Annotated in this window: 18 protein-coding genes and 2 tRNA genes; 15 read left to right on the forward strand and 5 right to left on the reverse strand. The window is 44.4% G+C overall.

Going from position 1 to position 19,508, the window contains the following annotated elements; genetic code table 11:
- The first annotated feature begins 288 nt into the window (after positions 1–288).
- Positions 289–1,233 carry a transposase gene (locus HYR79_01770; protein MBI1820415.1) on the forward strand — a complete coding sequence of 315 codons (945 nt, stop codon included), beginning with the start codon at positions 289–291 and terminating at the stop codon, positions 1,231–1,233.
- 246 nt (positions 1,234–1,479) lie between these two features.
- On the opposite strand, the gene HYR79_01775 is transcribed toward HYR79_01770, so the two are convergent.
- On the reverse strand, positions 1,480–2,577 hold the full coding sequence (locus HYR79_01775; protein MBI1820416.1) for a hypothetical protein: 1,098 nt from the start codon (positions 2,575–2,577) through the stop codon (positions 1,480–1,482).
- A gap of 200 nt (positions 2,578–2,777) precedes the next feature.
- On the opposite strand from HYR79_01775, the gene HYR79_01780 reads away from it, so the two are divergent.
- The 14 genes from HYR79_01780 to HYR79_01845 all read left to right on the forward strand — a co-directional run bounded on the left by HYR79_01780 (position 2,778) and on the right by HYR79_01845 (position 13,772).
- Positions 2,778–2,850: transfer RNA gene (locus HYR79_01780), tRNA-Val, on the forward strand.
- 156 nt (positions 2,851–3,006) lie between these two features.
- Positions 3,007–3,083: transfer RNA gene (locus HYR79_01785), tRNA-Asp, on the forward strand.
- 70 nt (positions 3,084–3,153) lie between these two features.
- Entirely contained in the window at positions 3,154–3,810 is a 657-nt protein-coding gene (locus HYR79_01790; protein ID MBI1820417.1) for a MotA/TolQ/ExbB proton channel family protein, read from the forward strand.
- Positions 3,807–4,220 carry a biopolymer transporter ExbD gene (locus tag HYR79_01795; GenBank protein ID MBI1820418.1) on the forward strand — a complete coding sequence of 138 codons (414 nt, stop codon included), beginning with the start codon at positions 3,807–3,809 and terminating at the stop codon, positions 4,218–4,220. The genes HYR79_01790 and HYR79_01795 overlap by 4 nt, the downstream gene beginning before the upstream one ends.
- A gap of 20 nt (positions 4,221–4,240) precedes the next feature.
- On the forward strand, positions 4,241–4,945 hold the full coding sequence (locus HYR79_01800; GenBank protein ID MBI1820419.1) for a TonB family protein: 705 nt from the start codon (positions 4,241–4,243) through the stop codon (positions 4,943–4,945).
- A gap of 15 nt (positions 4,946–4,960) precedes the next feature.
- Positions 4,961–6,250 (forward strand): Tol-Pal system beta propeller repeat protein TolB, encoded by a 1,290-nt coding sequence (gene tolB / locus HYR79_01805; protein MBI1820420.1) that lies wholly within the window; start codon positions 4,961–4,963, stop codon positions 6,248–6,250.
- A gap of 143 nt (positions 6,251–6,393) precedes the next feature.
- Positions 6,394–7,263 (forward strand): tol-pal system protein YbgF, encoded by an 870-nt coding sequence (gene ybgF, locus HYR79_01810; protein MBI1820421.1) that lies wholly within the window; start codon positions 6,394–6,396, stop codon positions 7,261–7,263.
- Positions 7,264–7,287: 24 nt separating this feature from the next.
- Positions 7,288–9,051, forward strand: a complete 1,764-nt coding sequence (gene mutL, locus HYR79_01815) for a DNA mismatch repair endonuclease MutL (GenBank protein ID MBI1820422.1) — start codon at positions 7,288–7,290, stop codon at positions 9,049–9,051.
- On the forward strand, positions 9,048–10,031 hold the full coding sequence (gene miaA / locus HYR79_01820; protein ID MBI1820423.1) for a tRNA (adenosine(37)-N6)-dimethylallyltransferase MiaA: 984 nt from the start codon (positions 9,048–9,050) through the stop codon (positions 10,029–10,031). The genes mutL and miaA overlap by 4 nt, the downstream gene beginning before the upstream one ends.
- Before the next feature lie 34 nt (positions 10,032–10,065).
- Entirely contained in the window at positions 10,066–10,347 is a 282-nt protein-coding gene (gene hfq / locus HYR79_01825) for an RNA chaperone Hfq (GenBank protein ID MBI1820424.1), read from the forward strand.
- A 50-nt stretch (positions 10,348–10,397) separates the two neighbouring features.
- Positions 10,398–11,252: an S-methyl-5'-thioadenosine phosphorylase gene (gene mtnP, locus HYR79_01830; GenBank protein MBI1820425.1), complete on the forward strand. Its 855-nt coding sequence runs from the start codon at positions 10,398–10,400 to the stop codon at positions 11,250–11,252.
- Positions 11,253–11,268: 16 nt separating this feature from the next.
- Positions 11,269–12,177, forward strand: a complete 909-nt coding sequence (locus HYR79_01835) for a sugar kinase (GenBank protein MBI1820426.1) — start codon at positions 11,269–11,271, stop codon at positions 12,175–12,177.
- Positions 12,178–12,190: 13 nt separating this feature from the next.
- Positions 12,191–12,946 (forward strand): tetratricopeptide repeat protein, encoded by a 756-nt coding sequence (locus tag HYR79_01840; protein ID MBI1820427.1) that lies wholly within the window; start codon positions 12,191–12,193, stop codon positions 12,944–12,946.
- Entirely contained in the window at positions 12,930–13,772 is an 843-nt protein-coding gene (locus tag HYR79_01845) for a helix-turn-helix domain-containing protein (protein MBI1820428.1), read from the forward strand. Before HYR79_01840 ends, HYR79_01845 begins: the two co-directional genes overlap by 17 nt.
- Positions 13,773–13,811: 39 nt before the next feature.
- Here HYR79_01845 and metG read toward each other — a convergent pair whose 3' ends face one another.
- The 4 genes from metG to HYR79_01865 all read right to left on the reverse strand — a co-directional run bounded on the left by metG (position 13,812) and on the right by HYR79_01865 (position 19,291).
- A complete protein-coding gene (gene metG, locus HYR79_01850) occupies positions 13,812–15,692 on the reverse strand; it encodes a methionine--tRNA ligase (GenBank protein MBI1820429.1) in 1,881 nt (626 codons plus the stop codon).
- Positions 15,693–15,761: 69 nt separating this feature from the next.
- Positions 15,762–16,784: a DNA polymerase III subunit delta' gene (locus HYR79_01855; GenBank protein ID MBI1820430.1), complete on the reverse strand. Its 1,023-nt coding sequence runs from the start codon at positions 16,782–16,784 to the stop codon at positions 15,762–15,764.
- A complete protein-coding gene (locus HYR79_01860; GenBank protein MBI1820431.1) occupies positions 16,781–17,419 on the reverse strand; it encodes a dTMP kinase in 639 nt (212 codons plus the stop codon). The genes HYR79_01855 and HYR79_01860 overlap by 4 nt, the downstream gene beginning before the upstream one ends.
- 33 nt (positions 17,420–17,452) lie before the next feature.
- Positions 17,453–19,291, reverse strand: coding sequence for a hypothetical protein (locus tag HYR79_01865; protein ID MBI1820432.1), 1,839 nt, complete (start codon positions 19,289–19,291; stop codon positions 17,453–17,455).
- Positions 19,292–19,508: the final 217 nt, after the last annotated feature.

Genomic DNA, 19,508 nt, shown 5'->3' on the forward strand with positions numbered 1-19,508 from the left:
GGTCCCCGCAGAACAGGATGCTTCTTACCCTTCTGCGAGACCTTCAGGAATTGCTCGTTGATCGTCCCTCGTTTCATTGAGGAAATCGACCTCATCTCGCTCAGAATAGCCTCTCGCCGGACTTGAATCGTTTGGATATCAACCATAGTCAACCTCCTTATTGTAGATATTATTCTACAATAACATAACCAAAAAAAAGAGGCAAATCTAAAAACCCACTTTTATGTCGCAGGCCCGTCAGGCTTTTACAACTTGACAAAGTAATGTGTTTGATATATTGATGATAACATGGCACGGAAACCGAGAATTCACCTGGTGGGTGGAGTATATCATGTCATGTTGCGGGGAAACGGGGGACAGCCGATATTTTTTACTGAAGCAGACCGGTACCATCTCTATCTCCTCCTTCAAGAAGGGGTTTTTCGATATGGGTATCGGGTTCATGCTTATTGCTTAATGAAGAATCATCTACATCTGGCGATTCAAGTCGGAGAGAAACCGTTATCCAAGATCATGCAAAACCTTGCCTTTCGATATACCCGCTGGATCAATCGTCAACAAAAAAGGGTCGGGCATTTATTTCAAGGGCGTTACAAATCGATTTTGGTTGAGAAGGAGAGTTATTTATTGGAATTAGTCCGATACATTCATTTAAATCCTGTGCGGGTGGGATGGGTAAAAGACCCCAAAGAATACCGATGGAGCAGCCATTTAAGCTATCTTGGGATAAACCAGAATCCTTGGTTAACCACGGAATGGATACTCAAACAACTGGGAAAAACGGAGAGAGAATCCCGGCAACGGTATGAGAAATTTATATGGGAAGGAATCGACGAAGACTATCGAGAAGAATTTCATTCAGGAGAAGGAAACGGGAGAATTTTAGGAGAAGACCGATTTATTGAAGAAGTCTTGGCCAAAGCAGAAAAGAAAATTGACAAACCAGTCTCACTCCATAAAATTGTCAAGGCAGTTTGTCACCACTACGGACTAAAGGAAGAGGAACTTAGTGCCCGGGGACAAGGGAGGAGGAGGTCGGAAGCGAGGGCGATGATTGGGTGGTTAGCGATTCAGAAAGGGAGTGCTACACTGACAGAAGTTGGCAAGCGATTTGGGAGAGATGTTGCGACACTGAGTGTGACGATCCGCCGACTGAGAGAGCGGGTGGAAAGAACAGAGACCTTGAGAATGCGGGTGGCGCAATTGGAGTCAATCTTCAATGTCAAAAAGTAAAAGCCTGACCCCCGTATGGCACGCTCATTTGCTTCGCTCCCTTGGCTATGTCCTTTGGTCGCATTGGCAATGTCCGCTCGGCTCATGCCCCTGCGAGAATTGATTTAACAGTCGGAAAATTCGTAAGCGTCAAAAGCAATATGCCCCTGAAAACAATCGGCATGCTGATTAGAGCTTTGCTTATTATCCTTGGCGCATTCCTACATGTTATCGAAGGTATTTATGGAGCGACTGTCTGAGGGAAATCTACTCTATTGCCGTCATTTTGGATAACCCCTTCCAGGTTCCAAAATAGGCATTCCCCTGTTTGTCAAAGGTAATGGCGAAGACATTGTTGTTAAGTAAACCGTCATTTTCATTAAGGGTCTTCCAGGTATTGCCGTCATAGTAGCTCGCGCCGCCGTTGGTTCCTGCCCAAAGGCGTCCTTTAGCGTCAAAAGTCAAAGCGTTGACAAAATCCCCTCCCAGACCATCTTCTCTGGTAAAGTTCTTCCACGATTTTCCGTTAAATCGACTGACGCCTCCTCCCCACGTACCGAACCATTTATTGTTATTTGAGTCGATGACCATGGTCAGAACATAATTCGGGTTGGAGGTCATGATTTTTTTCCCGGGGACCGCATGATGATAAGACGAAGAACCTTCCCCTTGAGAAGGAACCTTATCGGCGATTTCCGCGCCCAGTCCGTCTTGATGGGAATAATTAATCCATTTTGACCCGGTAAAGTGCGAAACGCCTCCCTCTGTCCCAAACCAGAGTGATCCGTCTTTTTCCTGGCCGATCGCGTAAACCCATTTATCCGGGAGGCCTTCTTTAGTGGCGAAGGTTTGGAAGGTTTTACCGTCGAAAAGTGAAGCTCCTTTCCAGGTGGCGACCCATATTTTTCCCTTGTCAAAAAGGAGATCGTAAACCCATAAATCCCCTAATCCCTGACCCTCTTTAAACTGAACCCAATCAGGACCGTAATGGGTGGAACCCATCCCATAGGGAGTAAAGACCATCCAGTCCTTTCCATTATATTTTGCCAGGCCCCCCCCATAGGTCGCAAACCACTTATTCCCCTGGTCATCAATTTTAATTTTAAAGATTCCGTTGCTTAAAAATGCATTATGGGTGGACCTGACGGTAAAAATCTCATAGGCGTCCTTTGATTGGGTTTCAAATCGAATGATTCCGTTTGACAATCCGATCCAAAGGGTGTCTCCCTCCATGGCCAATGTTCTGACGTTGGCCCCTGTATCAAAATTGGTAAATAAGGGAATACGGGAAAGGCGGGGCTCGTCCTGGGCCCGAACCGGCGAAGTGAGGGCTAAAATAAAAAAGAAAAGAAAAAGTCTATTCAATTTCGCACAGGCAAAGCCTGATGCTCCATTCATCCCAAGAACAGAGTTAGAAAGCTGTCATTGCGAACAAAGTGAAGCAATCTCAAGATTTTACGATAAGATTGCCACGCACCCTTCGGTGCTCGCAATGACATGATTAATAAGTGGGTGCGAAGTCTATCGCTGGTCTTGGGCTGTCAAAATCCTCTGCCATCGTTTCTGGGCGGATAGCTCAGTTGGCAGAGCGTCGGCCTTACAAGCCGAAGGTCACAGGTTCAATCCCTGTTCCGCCTATTCAACAACAGGATAATTTTTTTTGTTTGATAATTGGGGGTTTACCCAGCGAGCGAGAAGGGGAAGCTCCAGAAAAACCATATGTCCGTTGTGGGACATCTCCCAAAGCAAGCTCGGAGGGAGGGGGCGACGCGAGCCCCCTATAAATAGATTAACGGGGCTGTAGTTCAGTTGGTTAGAACGCCGGCCTGTCACGCCGGAGGTCGCGAGTTCGATCCTCGTCGGCCCCGCCATATGTTCTGTAGATGACAAAATTTGATTGAACTGATCCTCACATCCTCATATGTCACCCAATCTGTTTTAATTCTTCTCCTCATTCTTTCAGTGTTTTCGTGGGCTGGTATTTTTTATAAATTCCGGATTTTTTTTCGCGCGAAATCAGCGACAAAACACTTTCTTCTTGAATTTAAAAGAAGCAAAGATATCCTTTCGTTAAAAAAAGGGGCTTTAAAATTTAAAGAAAGTCCTCTGGCTCCCCTTTATCTGGAGAGCCTCCGGAGGTTGCAAAGACAAGGGACTCTTTCCACTCAACTTGAGCTTGAACATTTACATGAGGCAGGCCGGAATTTAAATTTAGGAAGTTTGAGACAGCTCTTAAGAACGGTTTCTGATGAAGAAATGGCTTTCCTTGAAAACTTCCTTTCCTATTTCGCGATCATTGGAAATATCTCTCCCTTTATAGGTTTATTCGGGACGGTATTAGGCATTATCGATGCTTTCCAAAATATTAGTCAGCTCGGCACGGCCAATATTGCCGCCGTCGCCCCCGGTGTGGCAGAAGCCCTGGTCGCGACAGCGGCCGGCCTTCTAACCGCTATTCCCGCTGTAATCGCCTATAACTATTTTTTGAACAGTCTTCGAAAGATCAACTGCCAAATGGAGGGATTTTCAGAAGAGTTATTATTCTATTTTGAGGAACAATTTAAACCAGCGAAACTTCCCGCGTCGGTTGCGGAATGAACCGGTTTGAACCCAAAAAATACATGGCCGAAATCAATGTTGTCCCTTTGGTCGACGTGGTTTTGGTTTTGTTGATTATCTTCATGGTCACGGCCCCTCTTCTCTACCGGGGAATTGATTTAAAATTGCCAAAATCAGAGGTTAATACCATGAAAGCGGAAGAGGGGAAAACAATTTCGATTGTCAAAGATCGGAAAATCTATTTCGAGTCAAGGCTTGTCTCGCTTCGTCAATTAGAGGGGCAATTAACGACCCTGAGACAAAAACGGCCGGACGTCACACTTTATCTGCGTGCAGACCGGGATGTTTCTTATGGAGAAGTGGTGCAGGTTATGGATGTCATTAAAAAGACCGGGATCGATCGTCTTGGAATGGTTACAGACCCCGAAGGCACATCACCCATTCGCTGATGATCGCGAGGTTAGATCAAATGAAGCCAATGGTCCAGCTCTCTGCCGGCCTCCATCTTTTTTTATTGGCCGGTTTGTTTGTTTTGCATCATTTTGAATGGAAACAGCCGAAAATTAAACCGCATATTTTATCCGTTCAACTCCTTTCTCTCCCGCAGCCCCGTTTGGAAGAAAAAACTTTTCCATCCGAGCCTGTTAAAAAAGCCGAACCGGTTGCCCCCCCCAAAATTCAGAAAAAGACAGCGCCGCCTCATATCAAATTAAAACCGTTGCCTCGTTCAGTTGACGCCTTTCCTGTAAAATCCGCCAGTAAAGAGGCCGTGCAACCGATTCCTGTCGTTCAACCTGAGGTCGAAAATTCCGTTTCTCCGTTGGTAGAAACTAAAAAAGAAGAAACCGTCCCGGTCGAAATTCAAAAAGTAGAAATTGCGCAAATCTCGGAAATCAACCCAAATTACGCCGATTGGGTGAAGCGTAAAATTGAAAGTAACTGGAACCCTCTTTCTTTTAAAGGAGCGCCAAAGGAGGTGACCCTGTCGTTTGATATATTAAAAACAGGGCTGGTAAAATTTCCTAAAATTATTAAAAGTTCCGGCGACCCGTTTTTTGACCAGGCCGCCCAGAGGGCTGTTGTGGAATCCCGTTCATTTGGGCCCTTACCGGCTGATTATCCCAATCTCTCGGTTGAAATTACTTGTACTTTTTCCCAAAATAAAGGATCATGATAACGGAGTTTTTGATTGTTTGTTTTTAAATTTTTGATTTATTTTTTTACAGGTTTCTTGATTGTGAAGGCCGCGCCTGCTTTTTCTTCGGACGTTCACATTGAGATTCAGAGAACAGAATCTCCGCGAACGCCTTTGGGTGTATTGGGATTCCAATCCGATCCGGGACTTGAAAAAGAGGCCAAAGCCCTGAGAGAGGTTCTCCTGGCCGATCTGAAGCGATCCCTTTCTTTTCAATTGATCGACCTTTCCAATGTCCAGTCTGCCTCAACCCTTCCAGCCGATTTTGTGAAGAAAATTGCGGAGGATCATGTCGAAATTATTCTGAGCGGCAGGGTTAAAATTGAGGGAGACCAGTTACATCTGGATGTCGCTTTGTATAACGGGAAAACCGGAAAATGGCTATGGGAAAGAGACTTTAAGAATTTTGTGAAATATATTCGGATGATCAGTCACCGATCTGCGGATCAGATCATTTATCAGCTGACGGGAGAGGAGGGAATTGCGGAAACCGCGATTGCTTATGTGTCCGATGCCGGCGGGTCCAAGGAAATTTATCGAATGGATTATGATGGCTTTAATCCACAACGGGTAACCTTAAACCATACCATTAACCTTCTTCCCCGGTGGAGTCCTGATGGAAAGAAGCTTTCCTACACGTCTTATATCGACCGGAATCCAGATGTTTGGATCACAGACATGACGACGACCAAACGATGGAAAGTGACCTCAGGGGGCCTTAACTTGTCCCCGGTCTGGTTTCCGAACGGGAACCGCATTCTATTTGCCGGAAGTGTGGAAGGTCAGACACAGCTTTTTACCGCGACTGAAGAGGGAAAAAATATCCAAAGGTTATCCTTCAGTCAGGGAAATGATCTTTCTCCTTCCTTTTCTCCGACAGGGCATGAAGTGGTTTTTAATTCCGACCGGGGAGGGACGCCTCAGCTTTATGTCATGAACAGCGATGGAACCAATGTAAGGCGTTTAACCTTTGAAGGTGATTATAATACGACTCCGTCCTGGTCGCCCAAGGGAGATTGGATTGCTTATACCTGCCGGTTTGAAAATAGGCTCCATATCTGTTTAATTAGTCCGGATGGACAAAAGAAAGTCAGTTTGTCTTCAAATTCTTATGACGATGAATCACCGGTATGGGCGCCGGACAGCAAACATCTGGCGTTCAGTTCAAACCGCGGAGGAAAACAAAATATTTATATGATGACCTCGGAAGGGACAGAAGTGGAAAAACTGACTCAGGTCAATGGAAATTTTATTAATCCGGCATGGTCGCCTCTTCCGCGTTAACCCGGAAGATGACTTGAGCCGCAGGCTTGCCTGCGCGAAATCGGGGGGGTTGGGGGCATAAAAAACATAGCTTCGCTGCGGCAGCGCTCGCGAGCAAGCTTTGTGGCACAGGCTTCCCAAATATGAATGATGGGGGATTTGGAATGAATAAAAATGGAAACGTCGCTGGCAAGGTCGTTTTAGCCGGTTTCTTTTTTCTAACGGCAGGGGGGTGCGCTTTTCAATCCGACGTTACGGATCTCCACCTTGAAATGGATCAACTGAAAGATAAAATGGCGCGGGTGAACCTGACTCTGGACGCCAATGAACGGGTGGTGAAAGACAGGGTGCAAACAACGACCAAAGAACAGGGGGACGCGTTTTTAAAACTGGACCAGATCGGGGTAGATTTACAAACGATTCAGGGGAGAATTGAAGAGAATAACCATTCGCTTTCAGACCTTTCCCAAAAAACAGAAGAACAATCCCTTCGCATCAATGACCAGAATTCCAGGCTGGGGAATCTGGAAAACCGGATGGTGATGCTTGAAAAATCAGGGCAAACGCCTCAAATAAGTTCATCGCCGGAAGAACAGGGAAAAATGATTTTACAGGGAAAGAGCCTTGATTCAACTTCAACATCTTCTCCGGCCACAACGCTTTCCCCCCAGGAGGCCTATAATCTTGCCTATAGCGATTTTGTTAAAGGCAATTATGATTTGGCTCTCCTTGGATTCCTAAACTTTACCCAGCAATTTCAAAACTCGGTTCTCATGGCAAACGCCTTATATTGGTTGGGGGAGAGTTATTTCAACAAAAAAGAATTTCCAAAAGCGATTGAAACTTTTGATCGGGTGGCCAGGGACTATCCGAAACATGATAAGACGCCCGGGTCTATTTTAAAAGAAGGATATGCTTATTTTGAAATGGGAGAAAAATTAAGGGGAACGACGTATTTGAAAAAGGTCATCGAGCAATATCCCAGGTCTAATGAAGCCCAGTTGGCAAAAGAAAAATTAGCAACCGCCCGATAACGGGCTTGAAGAATTGAATTGAGAATGATTCCAAAAATTAAAATTTTATCTGACAGTTTGATCAATAAAATTGCGGCAGGCGAAGTGATTGAAAGGCCCGCTTCAATCGTTAAGGAGTTGATTGATAATTCCATTGACGCAAAAAGTGATGGGATTATTGTTTATCTAAAGGACGGAGGAAAGGGATTCATTTCCGTTTCCGATAACGGTGAGGGAATGAGCCCGGAGGATGCGGTCATTGCCTTTGAACGGCATGCCACCAGCAAATTATCCTCGGAGGAGGATTTAGATCGAATTTCTACATTGGGGTTTCGGGGAGAGGCTTTGCCCAGTATTGCCGCTGTTTCCGAGGTTTCGCTCACCACGAAAATGACTGAGGGTCCCGGAGTGGAACTCAGCGTTTTAAATGGAAAAATCGTTCATCAAAAAGAGGTTGCCAGGGGGAAGGGAACAGAGATTACCATTTTTCGCCTTTTCGATAACTTTCCCGCGAGGAAAAAATTTTTGAAATCAGGATCAACCGAGTTGGCCAATATCACTTCAGTCATTAATCAGCTATCTCTTGCGCACTTTCAAATTAGTTTTGAACTGGTGCATCAGGGCAGGAGGATTTTCAGGTATCCTGCGGTTGAAACTCTGAGAGAACGTGTTTATCAAATTTATGGACAGGAAATCCTGGATCACCTGGTTTTTGTGGAGAGAAAAAGCGACCCCTATTTTTCAATTTTCGGGTTTATTTCTTTACCCCCTCACTCCCATGGGAACCGGACCTATCAGGAATTATTTATCAACAAACGCCCGATAAAAAATCCGATGATCAGTCACGCGGTTTATGAGGCTTATGCCACTCATCTTATGAAAGGCCAAAACCCTTTTTTTATTTTTTTGATGGACATTGATCCGTCCAAAGTCGATGTCAATGTCCACCCTTCCAAGAAAGAGGTCAGGTTTTCAGACGCTTCGTCCATCCATCAAAAAGTGTTTACAACCGTTAGAGAAACTTTAAACGGCAATTCGCTTCAGTGTCGAGTTCTGGAGTCTAGGGACGGGAACGAGCCGGTTCGTTCTTACCCGCCTCCGGAACGTTACCAGGTTCAGATCAAAGAGGCCGCCCAGGAATATGTGAACCGGACGGTCTTTGGAAAAGAACCGGAATACGATCGAAAAGACGAAAATCGGGATTTATTCAAGAATGCGGAAACCGGACAACAGCCCATTTTTAAAGTGTTAGGGCAATTTAATTCCATGTTTCTGCTGGTGCAATCAGAGGGAGAACTGCTCATTATTGATCAACATGCGGCGCATGAACGGATCTTGTTTGAGAAGTTTTTAGACCAATATGTCAAGACAACGCCTCAGGTGCAATCTCTTCTCATTCCCCAGCAGATCGATGTGAGCTTTAAAGACCTATTGGTTCTTCAAGAATATGAAAGCGTTTTTCATAAAATGGGATTTGAATTTGATTATTTCGGGGAACGGACGATCCTCATCCGGTCGGTTCCCTCGTTCTTGAGCGGAACAAATATTTTGTTTTTAATTTCTGATTTGATTGAAGATATCCAACTTTTTCAGGAAGTGTTTTCGGAAAAAGAAAGGGCGGAGAAAATCATTGCGACGATGGCCTGCCACGGGGCAGTTAAAGCAGGCCAAACTCTGGGACAAACCGAGATATCGACGCTCTACAATGATCTCATGCAATTAAATGGGCCCTTAACCTGTCCGCATGGACGGCCGATTAGAAAGAGCTTCAGCGTTAAGGAGCTGGAAAAGCTGTTTCACAGGATATGAACCCCCTGACTTTCTTGCGAAAGCCTTTAATTGTAATCGTTGGTCCGACGGCCTCCGGCAAAAGCCGTTTGGCCCTCGACCTTGCCCTTGAACTTGGCGGTGAAATCATCAGCGCTGATTCAAGGCTGATTTATCGAGGAATGAATATTGGAACGGCCAAGCCATCCGACGACGATTTGAGAAGGGTAAGACATCATATGGTTGACGTGGCTGATCCCGATCAATCGTTTAGTGTCGGCGATTATAAAAGACGGGTGGATGAACTCTTGATTCAATTCGATCGTCCAGGCGGCTGTCAAAATGTGATTCTGGCGGGAGGCACCGGGCTTTATATTAAAGCTGTTTTGTACGGTTTATGGAACGGACCTCCGGCTGACAGAAAGGTCCGGGATTTCCTGGTCGACCAGGAAAAAAATTCAAAGGGTTTTTTATGCCGGAAATTAACCGAAGTCGACCCTGTTTCTTCGACGAGGATTCATCCCCATGATCTATCCAAAACCATTCGAGCTCTTGAAGTTTTTTATGTGACCGGGAAACCCCTTTCTTCCTTTCATGACCTTCACCGTTTTTCAGGCGCGAACCGGAAGTTTATCATGATCGGCTTGAAGGTAAAGAGAGAATTTCTTTATGAACGGATAAATCAGAGGGTTGAAGAGATGGTTGCAAAGGGATGGGTTGAAGAAGTCAAGACTCTTCTGGAAAAAGGTTTTCACGAAAACCTCCCTTCGATGCTCAGTTTAGGCTACAACACTCTTTGTTCCTGTCTTGCGGGAAGAATTTCACTGAATCACGCCATCCTGTTGATCAAAAGAGATACCCGGCATTATGCCAAGAGGCAGTTGACCTGGTTTAATAAAGACCCGAATGTAAGATGGATAGAATACAATGGCGATGAACCAACGAAAGGGATCATTCATAAAATTCAAAGTCTCGTCGATCAGGACGAATACGCGTCATTCAATTTGACCGCCCGAACGTAAGCGGCGTCCGGGCACCCTAACAGAAAAGGAAAAAATGAGTATGAATTTACAAGACATGTTTCTGAATCAAATCAGACGAGAGAAAATTTTGGTGACTGTTTATCTGATTACTGGAAAAACGGTGCAAGGGACGATAAAAGGTTTTGACAGTTTCTCCATCTTCCTTAAGCATGACCAGCAGGAACTGATTTATAAACATGCGATCGTTTCAATCGTTCCACAAAAAGAGGTTCAATCCTTAAAAGAACCGGAAGACAGGGTGTCCGCGGAAAAGAAACAGGGCGGAACAATAGACCTGAAAGTTCTTCAATCTTAAGCAGGCGAAGAGAAAGCGTAAGGAAAATAATGCCGAATAAAAATCAATCGATGATTAAGATCGGAGTCATTGGCGGAAGCGGGCTGTATGAAATGGAAGGATTGACCGGAATCAAAAAAGTGATGGTTAAGACACCCTTTGGCGCTCCATCAGGACCTTTGATGACCGGGACTTTGGAAGGGCATCCTGTAGCCTTTTTAGCGAGGCATGGTCAGGGCCATAAACTCCTTCCATCGGAGATCAATTATCGGGCCAATATTTTTGGAATGAAAACATTGGGAGTGGAGCGAATAATTTCCGTAAGCGCTGTCGGGAGTATGAAGGAACATATACAGCCCGGGCACCTGGTTATTCCGAATCAGTTCTACGATCATACCAGGTCCCGAAGGAGCACCTTTTTTGGAGACGGGATCGTGGCCCATGTTTCCTTTGCCCATCCTGTTTGTCTGGATCTCGCGGATCATCTTTTTCAGGCGGGGAAGGAGGTCGGGGCCACGATCCATCAAGGGGGAACCTATTTGTGCATGGAAGGTCCTCAATTTTCCACGCGCTCTGAATCGTTTATCTATCGCTCATGGGGAGTCGATGTCATCGGGATGACGAACGTTACGGAAGCAAAGCTCGCCAGAGAGGCTGAAATTTGTTATTCCACCATCGCCCTTGCGACGGATTATGATTGCTGGCATGAAGAAGAGGAAAGCGTCAATGTCGAAAGCGTCATTAAAATCTTAAATCAAAATGTGGCGATGTCTAAAAAATTAATTAAGCAGGCCATTCCGAAACTTGGGGAGGAACGGAAATGTTCCTGCTCGTTTGCTTTAAAAAATGCTATTATTACTTCGAAAAAGGGGATCCCGGCGAAAGTGAAAAACAAGTTAAAGCCCCTTATCCAAAAATATTTATAAAAAGGAATTTTACGAGATGAGTCTTTTAGTCATTGGTTCTGTTGCTTTCGATTCGGTTAAGACCCCCTTTGGGCAGGTTGAAGACGCGTTGGGAGGGTCAGCGACTTTTTTTTCAACCTCTGCCAGCTATTTTACAAGCGTTAACCTGGTGGCTGTCGTCGGCAATGATTTTCCGGAGGAACATCTGACCTTCCTGAAGAAAAAGGGAATTAATCTGGATGGATTGCAGAGGGTGGAGGGAAAAACCTTTCGTTGGAAAGGTGAATATGGATACGCGCTGAATGAGGCAAAGACACTGGATACTCAACTTAACGTCTTCCAAACGTTTAAACCTGTTCTTCCGTCTTCGTACCGGAATGCCGACGTTATTTTCCTGGCAAATATTGATCCCGATTTGCAATATGATGTCCTCAATCAGGTTCACCGTCCCAAATGGGTGGCCTGTGATACAATGAACTACTGGATAGAGGGCAAGAAAACCTCTTTACTCAAGATTTTAAAAAAAGTCGATTTACTTTTGATCAATGATGGCGAGGCCCGACAGCTTGCAAACGAGCCTAATCTGGTCAACGCCGCCAAGATTATTTTAGGGATGGGGCCCAGGATCCTCATCATTAAAAGGGGGGAGTATGGCGCCCTGATGTTTAATGGAAAAACCATTTTTGCGGTTCCAGCCTTCCCATTGGAAAAAATCTTTGATCCGACCGGAGCCGGAGACACTTTTGCCGGCGGGGTGATGGGTTATCTGGCTAAAACGGGCATGTTTGACGATCAACATTTGAGAAGGGCAATTATCTACGGGTCTGTCATGGCTTCCTTTAACGTCGAGGCTTTTAGTTTGGACAGAATTCGTCAGCTCACACAGGATGAAATTTTTGCCAGATCGCGGGCTTTTAAAGATTTAACACATTTTGATATTTCCTAAAGGACTGAGGGCGATGAAAAAATTAATGCTGTACGTCGGATTTTTTGGAATGTTGCTGGGAGGATGTGCCACATCCGGTCAGTCTGTGTCGCCGGAAAAAGAGGCGTCTGCCCATTTTAAGCTGGGGGAGTCTTACCTGAATGACGGCGCGCTCCAGGCGGCTTTTTTGGAATTCCAAAAAGCAATCGGGATTAACCCCAGGGACAAGCTATCCCATTATTACCTGGGGCATGTTTATTTCCGTCAAAAAAGAAACCAGGATGCGTTAAAAGAATTTGCGCAGGTCATTAAAATTGATCCGGACTATTCTGATGCCTATAATTATTCAGGTGTTATTTATGAATCCATGGGGAATCTGGATCTGGCCCTTAAAAATTTTCAAATGGCCCTTAAAAATAAGTTATACGAGAAACCCCATTTTATTCATTATAACATCGGTCAAATCTTCTCAACCCAGAACAAGCTGAAAGAGGCGGCGGCAGAATTTTCTGAAGCCACCCAAATTGATCCCGGGTATGCTGATGCCTATCGCGCGCTCGGAGAGGTCTTTTTAAAAATGGGTAGTAATGAGAAAGAAGCGCTTTCTTCTTTTGAGGAGGCCGTGCGGCTTGCGCCTGGAGATCCAGTGGGTCATTTTAGACTGGGTGAAATATACTGGAAACAGAAATCCTATCAAAAAGGGGAAGCGGAATTCAAAAAAGTGATTTCGTTATCCCCTGACAGTGATCTGGCAAAGGAGGCAAAAAAACAAATTGAAAGAAGAAAATAACGCCGAAGGCGTCGGGGCTTATTTAAGAAAAATCAGAGAACAACTTGGTTTCAGCCTTCAGGACGTTGCGTCAAAGACAAAAATCAGTCTTCCTTACCTTGAAAATTTGGAAAATGAAGATTTCTCCTCTCTTCCAAACGATGTCTTTGTAAAAGGTTTCCTCCGTTCGTATGCCAAGGTCCTGGGTTTAAAAGAACTGGATGTCCTGGAAAGGTTTCAAAATTGGAAAAATCTGCATGAAATCCCTTCTTCTCCGCAAAACGAAAAAGAAAGTGCGAAGACTGACCGGGATGTCTGGCCCCGGGTTCAAGTGGAAAGGATTAAATCCCTTTATGAGAACAAAAAGGGCCTCAGACGAAAAATCTTCGTTAACCTCTTTATGGGAATTGTGATCGTAACGGGGGGGCTCATTTTGTTTTATAAACAAAAATCATCCGAGGTGTCCTTAAGCGATTTTAATAACCCTGTCGCGGAGACTAGCCCCGTACTGGAACCGCTATCCATTGCGCCGGCGACCTCGGCGCCTTCAACCGCACCTTCAGGCGGTTTAACGGAGGGACCGGACAAGGTTTCTCCGAAAAATAAAAATCTTCATTTGCTAGTTCAGGCCATTGACCGCTCATGGGTAAGCATTGTCATTGATAATGGCGTTACAAAGGAGTTTTCTCTTCGCCCCGACGATAAAGTCTCTCTGGAGGCAGAGAAACTTTTCGTCTTAAATATCGGAAATGCCGGGGGAGTAAAAATCACCTTAAACGGAAAACCGGTTGGGCCTTTTGGCAAAAAGGGAGAAATTGCCAGAGGGATCAAACTGGAATCCAACTAAAAGGTTTTTCCTTCCGCAATTCTTTTTAAGTGACGGGAATTATTTTACTTTTGTCCCGGGTTCTACGTCGTTTAGAAATGAGGCAAGGGCCATAACGTCTTTTCCCCCCGCGGCTAGAATCATTCCGTTCGACTCGACCCCCATAAGTTTAGCAGGTTTTAGGTTGGCGACAATAATGACTTTTAATCCAATAAGCTCTTCCAGTTGGTACCGTTTCCCTATGCCAGCAACCACCTGACGAACTTCCTGACCCAAATCAACCTGGAGCTTAAGTAACTTATCCGATTTAGGAACTCTCTCAGCGGAAAGGATTTTACCAGCTTTCAGATCTATTTTTAAAAAATCCTCTATTGAAATGAAAGAGGGACCCTCCGGGGGCATTTGTGATGAAGAGGCGGGCGTTTCGATTCTTGGGAACAAAGCCTTTCCTTTCTGGATGGAAGTTCCTTCTATATGTTTGGTCCCCCAGACAACTTCGTCCTTCAAACGAAGAGAATTAAAATGGGGTGAGAGTCCCAGCTGGTGCAATATTTTTTCTGAGCTTTCCGGCATGAACGGATAAATAAAGTGTGCAATAATACGGAGACCTTCGGCCAGGTGGTAAAGAAAATTATTTAATGTTGCCGGGTCTTTTTCTTTCCAGGGAGACGCCCGTTCAATACACTCATTCATTTTGGCAATGGCTGACCAAACCTGTGAGAGCGCGTGGTCAAACTTGAGTTGGGACATAAAGGAATCAAAACCTGGATATAAAGTGTTACACCATCCACTGATTTTGCCCTCAATATTTTCTCGATTTTTACTCTCGATAGGGTTTGGAATTTTGCCTTCAGAGTATTTTTCTATCATCGTTAGGGTGCGGCTGACGAGGTTTCCCAGGTCATTGGCCAGGTCGCTATTAATCCTGTTAACAAAGGTTTGTTCCGAAAAATCGCCATCCTGCCCAAAAGGGACTTCCCGTAATAAAAAATATCTAAACGCATCGCTTCCATAACGATCGACCATTTGATAGGGGTCAACGACATTGCCCTTGCTTTTGGACATTTTCTCTCCGGAAATCGTCCACCAGCCATGTGAAAAAATGGTTTCAGGAAGGTCCATTTCTGCCGACATTAAAAAAGCCGGCCAGTAAACAGCGTGAAATCTTAAAATATCTTTGCCGATGAGATGAAGTTGCGGGGGCCAATTGTCTTTATAAGAAGGACTGGGGTATCCTGCGGCAGTCAAATAATTGACCAGCGCATCGAGCCAGACATAAATCACGTGACCAGGATCGTTGGGAACCGGTATTCCCCATTTGAAGCTGGTTCTGCTGATGGATAAGTCTTTTAATCCGGATTGGATAAAACTGACGATTTCATTCTTTCGACTTTCCGGCTGAATGAATTCAGGATGTTTTTTAATATGATCAAGTAACGGCACTTGATAATTGGATAGTCTGAAAAAATAACTCTCTTCTTTGATCTTTTTGACGGGCCGTCCGCAGGTCGGACAGTTTCCATTTTGAAGCTGTAATTCCGTCCAGAAGGTTTCGCAGGGGACGCAATACCAGTCTTCATATTCCCCTTTATAAATATCTCCCTTTTTGTAAAGTTTAGAAAAAAAGGCCTGAACCGCTTTAACATGGCGTTCTTCTGTAGTTCGAATAAAATCAGAATTAGAAATGCTGAGCAATTTCCAAAGGTTTTGAAACCTTAAAACAACCCGGTTGGCGAGTTCTATAGGTGACTCTTCGTTTTTTTTTGCGCTTTCTTCGACTTTCTGGCCATGTTCGTCGGTTCCGGTGAGAAAAAACACCTCTTTACCGCAAAGACTCAAGTACCTGGCCATGGTATCGGCGGCCACGGTGGTATAAGCATGGCCAATGTGAGGCACATCATTCACGTAATATATGGGTGTGGTGATGTAAAAACTTTTCATAAGAACAGCATCTTTCAATCAGGGTATTTTGTCCCAAGACCAGCGATAGACTTCGCACCCACTTATTAATCATGTCATTGCGAGCACCGAAGGGTGCGTGGCAATCTTATCGTAAAGTCTTGAGATTGCTTCACTTTGTTCGCAATGACAGCTTTCTAACTCTGTTCTTTTACGGGTCAATAATTTCTCAATGTTTTGCACAAAGACAAAGGATTGATTAAGGGTTTCAAGAGGAAATTGGTCTGTCCATTGTTGGATTTTATTCAAATTTCGGCTAAAAATTAAATGATCTGCTTGTCCGCATAATTTCCACACCATCATATCTCTTAAAAAACATGAAATCCACTCTAAAGTTTTTTTTAGGTAATCAGCATCCCGGGATAACTCCTCTGAAAGCTGAAACAATTTTGAAGGGGCAGCCAGGGTTTCCGGACGGATCAAATTAAAAAATTTTTCGTCTTCTTGATCAAGTGTTTCGAGATCGAGTGAAAGCGCCGTCCCCACCTTTCCTTTTGACCGTTCCGCGATACGGAGAGCCTCTTCTTTAGAAAGACGCTTTTGAAGGGTTAAAAAAGACGCTAGGTCCTGTGGTAAAGGGGGAGAAAACCGGATAAGCTGGCACCTGGATAATAAAGTGGCAGGAATCATCCAGGGACGGGAGGTGATGAGAAAAAAGTGGATGTCCGCCGGAGGTTCTTCAAGGGATTTCAGGAAACAGTTGGCCGATTCAAGGTTCATCTGATCAATCCCGTCGATGATAAAAACCTTTTTTGAGCCGATCGCAGGTTGTAAAATGAGTTGAGCCTGAATCTGCTTGATCTGGCTGATTTTAATAAAGGAGCCCTCGGGGGAAACTTCGAACAGATCAGGATGGGTCCGATGATCTGCTTTCAGGCAAGAAGGGCAGGTTCCGCAAAAGGGAATCGAATTTTCGCAAAGAAGCGATTTTGCTACCGCAAAGGCGACGGCTCTTTTTCCAATCTCTTCCTCGCCGCAAAAAAGATAGGCATGCCCTAATTTATCGGCGGAGATAGCGTTTTTAAGAATTTTTTGGGGCAAATCATGCCCGATAATATTTTTGTCAAACGTCATTGTTTTGGTCCTGTCAAAAACCGATGAGCTTCATTCAGGATGTCCTGGTGAACAACAGAGTAATCACGATTGGAGTCGATGATTCTAAAGCGGGAAGGTTCCTGATTAACCAATGAGAGGTAGTTCGACCGAACCGTTTCGTGAAAAGCCATGTTTTCAGAATCGATTCGGTTCAACGACTCCCTTTGATGAATTCGCTCCAGGCCTATCTTAGGCTCAATGTCGAGGAGAAAAGTCAAATCGGGTTTCAAATGGTGGAATAAAATCTGGATAAACGGCTCGACGACTTTAAAATCAAGACCTCTTCCCCCTCCCTGATATGCGTAGGTGGAGTCGTGGAACCGGTCACACAGGACGATTTTATTTTCTTTTAGCGCCGGGAGAATGATTTCGTGAATATGCTGGGCCCGCGTGGCCAAATAGAGGAGTAATTCGGTGACAGGATCCATTTCTCTATGCTCGGGGTCTAAAATGAGATTCCTTATTTTCTCTCCGATTCGGGTTCCTCCGGGTTCGCGGGTGAGGACGACGGGAAAACCTTCCTTTTTTAAATCTGCGGAAAGTTGAATGATATGTTTTGATTTACCACTTCCTTCAATTCCCTCGAAGGTAATGAAAACGCCGCTTTTGTTCATTTTGGCGGGAGTTTCTTCATAGAAATAACTTTCTTATAATTTGATGACGTTTGCGGTGTCGTTAGAGTAATTTGAATTCGAAAAAAGAATAACTTGCCTGAAGCTGGCCAATGCTTTCAGGGCATTTAAAATCAAGGTTAAGCGGGAAGAGTCGAGGGTCAAAAAAGGATCGTCAAGAAAAAGAGGGATTGGAACATTTTGAAAAAGTTCCACCCGGACGAGGCACAAAACCAGGAAGAGGTGATCGAGAGTCCCCGAGCTTAAGGTTTCTAAATCTTGATTAAAAGTAAGCGTGCCCTGTTGGCCGACTTCCAGGTGAAATTGATTGCCTGTGTAGTGGGAAACTCTTTTTTGAATCTTTTCTGAAACCTCCTCCGGGGTTAAGGAACAGGCCTTTAAAATAAGAGGCCAGTCGTCTTCAAAAAAAACGGAAATCGATTCGTAAGAGCCGGAAAAGCGCTCCTCGGTTGAAGATATCGCAACAGGTCCATCCTGCAGCAAAAAAGAATCTTCCGTCGAGAGTTTTTCCTCAAGCATTTTGATTTCGTTTTGAATGACATAAGGATCGATGGCGCCCGGTTTTATCTGGTTGATTTCTTTTTCAAGAAGATTTGCTTTATCAGCGGCTTCTTTTATTTCCGCCTCAATCGCTTCTTTTGTTTTTTCTCCCAGGACCTGGTTTCTTCTCGATAGAAGGTTTCTCTCATCTTCCTTCAGGCTATAGAAACTTGACAATCGGGTTTCAAACGTTTCTTTATCGGGAGAATTTGTCTTTTCAAGCCCCTCAAAATACTTTACATTTTCTCGTCTGAACCGCGCGGCCAGAATTTCTAAATTTTTATTTTTATTTTCTAACTTCCCTCTCCAAATTTTTCTTCGGGAGATGCTTCTGAAATCCCCAATTAAGGCAAATAAAATCAAACCGAATCCCGTCAGAAGGCCGAGAAAATTGAGGTGTTTATACAAACCCTCCAGGTCCAGGACGACGCCCACAGCGATTGTCATGAGAACCAGCCCCGCGCCGCCCCAAAGAAACTTATTTTGGATGAGATTGGGTTGGTCAAGAATCAACTGCTGTTCAATGATTTCTTTCTCGTCAATGAGTTGGTGTTCTTCGCTGTTTTTTTCGGCGAGAGTTTTTTCATAGTCCTCGATCATGTTTTTAATGTCTCTCGGAATCGAATCAAATCCGGGGAAATCCTTTTCTTTTTCAATTGATCCGGCCAGCTCGATCTCAATGGCCTCAAGGTCATTAAGAGTTCGGTTCAGAGAAAATGCCTTGTCTTTATAGTCGAGCATTTCGCTCTCTTTTTGAGCAACCGCATCGGCCTGCACCGATTGTTTTCTTAATTCTTCCAGGCGTTCTTGAATTTTTTCTTTTGAAAGGTCAGTCTCGGCGGTTGGCGGGAAAACAGCCGGACGTGGCGCGAAGTTTCTGATTAAACGGACAGGACGAAGGGAAGGAAGAGCCCCTTTGTTAAGAAAAAACCATGAGAAAACCTCTTGAAGACCGGTGTCGTCTACATGGAGTAACAGGTTTAAGCGGTTTTGAACATTTTGTTCTTCTTTTTCGACGACAACGAGTTTTTTTGCGGCGTCCATTTTATAAAGCTGAGCGGCTCGTTTTGAGAAATTTTTTATCAGACGATAAATATCTCCATCATTTGTTTTAAACAGAATAGCCGCCTGGGAAGACCGGGTTTCAGAATACGGGGCGCGAACGGGGAAAAAAAGATGAGAGAAGACTTCAAAAAGGGTGGTTTTCCCGGATCCATTGCCTCCTTGAATGATATTAATGCCAGGTTTTAAAATAATTTTTTTAACTTCTTTGAAGTTGCGAATATCAATAAGAGCTAACTCTAAAACGGTCATAGGCGACTTTTTCCGGCTCCAGCGTTTTTATTTTTTTTAGAAAAGTAAACAAAATATAATCGAATTACATTTAAAAAGCAATCTCTCCCCTAAGAACGGGTGTGAGACAAATTTATCGATAAAATTGACTTTCTCTTTTTTTTGGCCTATTATCTTGATGTATAATAAGCAACGAGACAAGGAGGCCCTATGGTTGAAGATCTAAAGACCCTTGAAG

It is taken from the genome of Nitrospirota bacterium, from assembly GCA_016178585.1.
GTDB lineage: Bacteria > Nitrospirota > Nitrospiria > JACQBW01 > JACQBW01 > JACOTA01.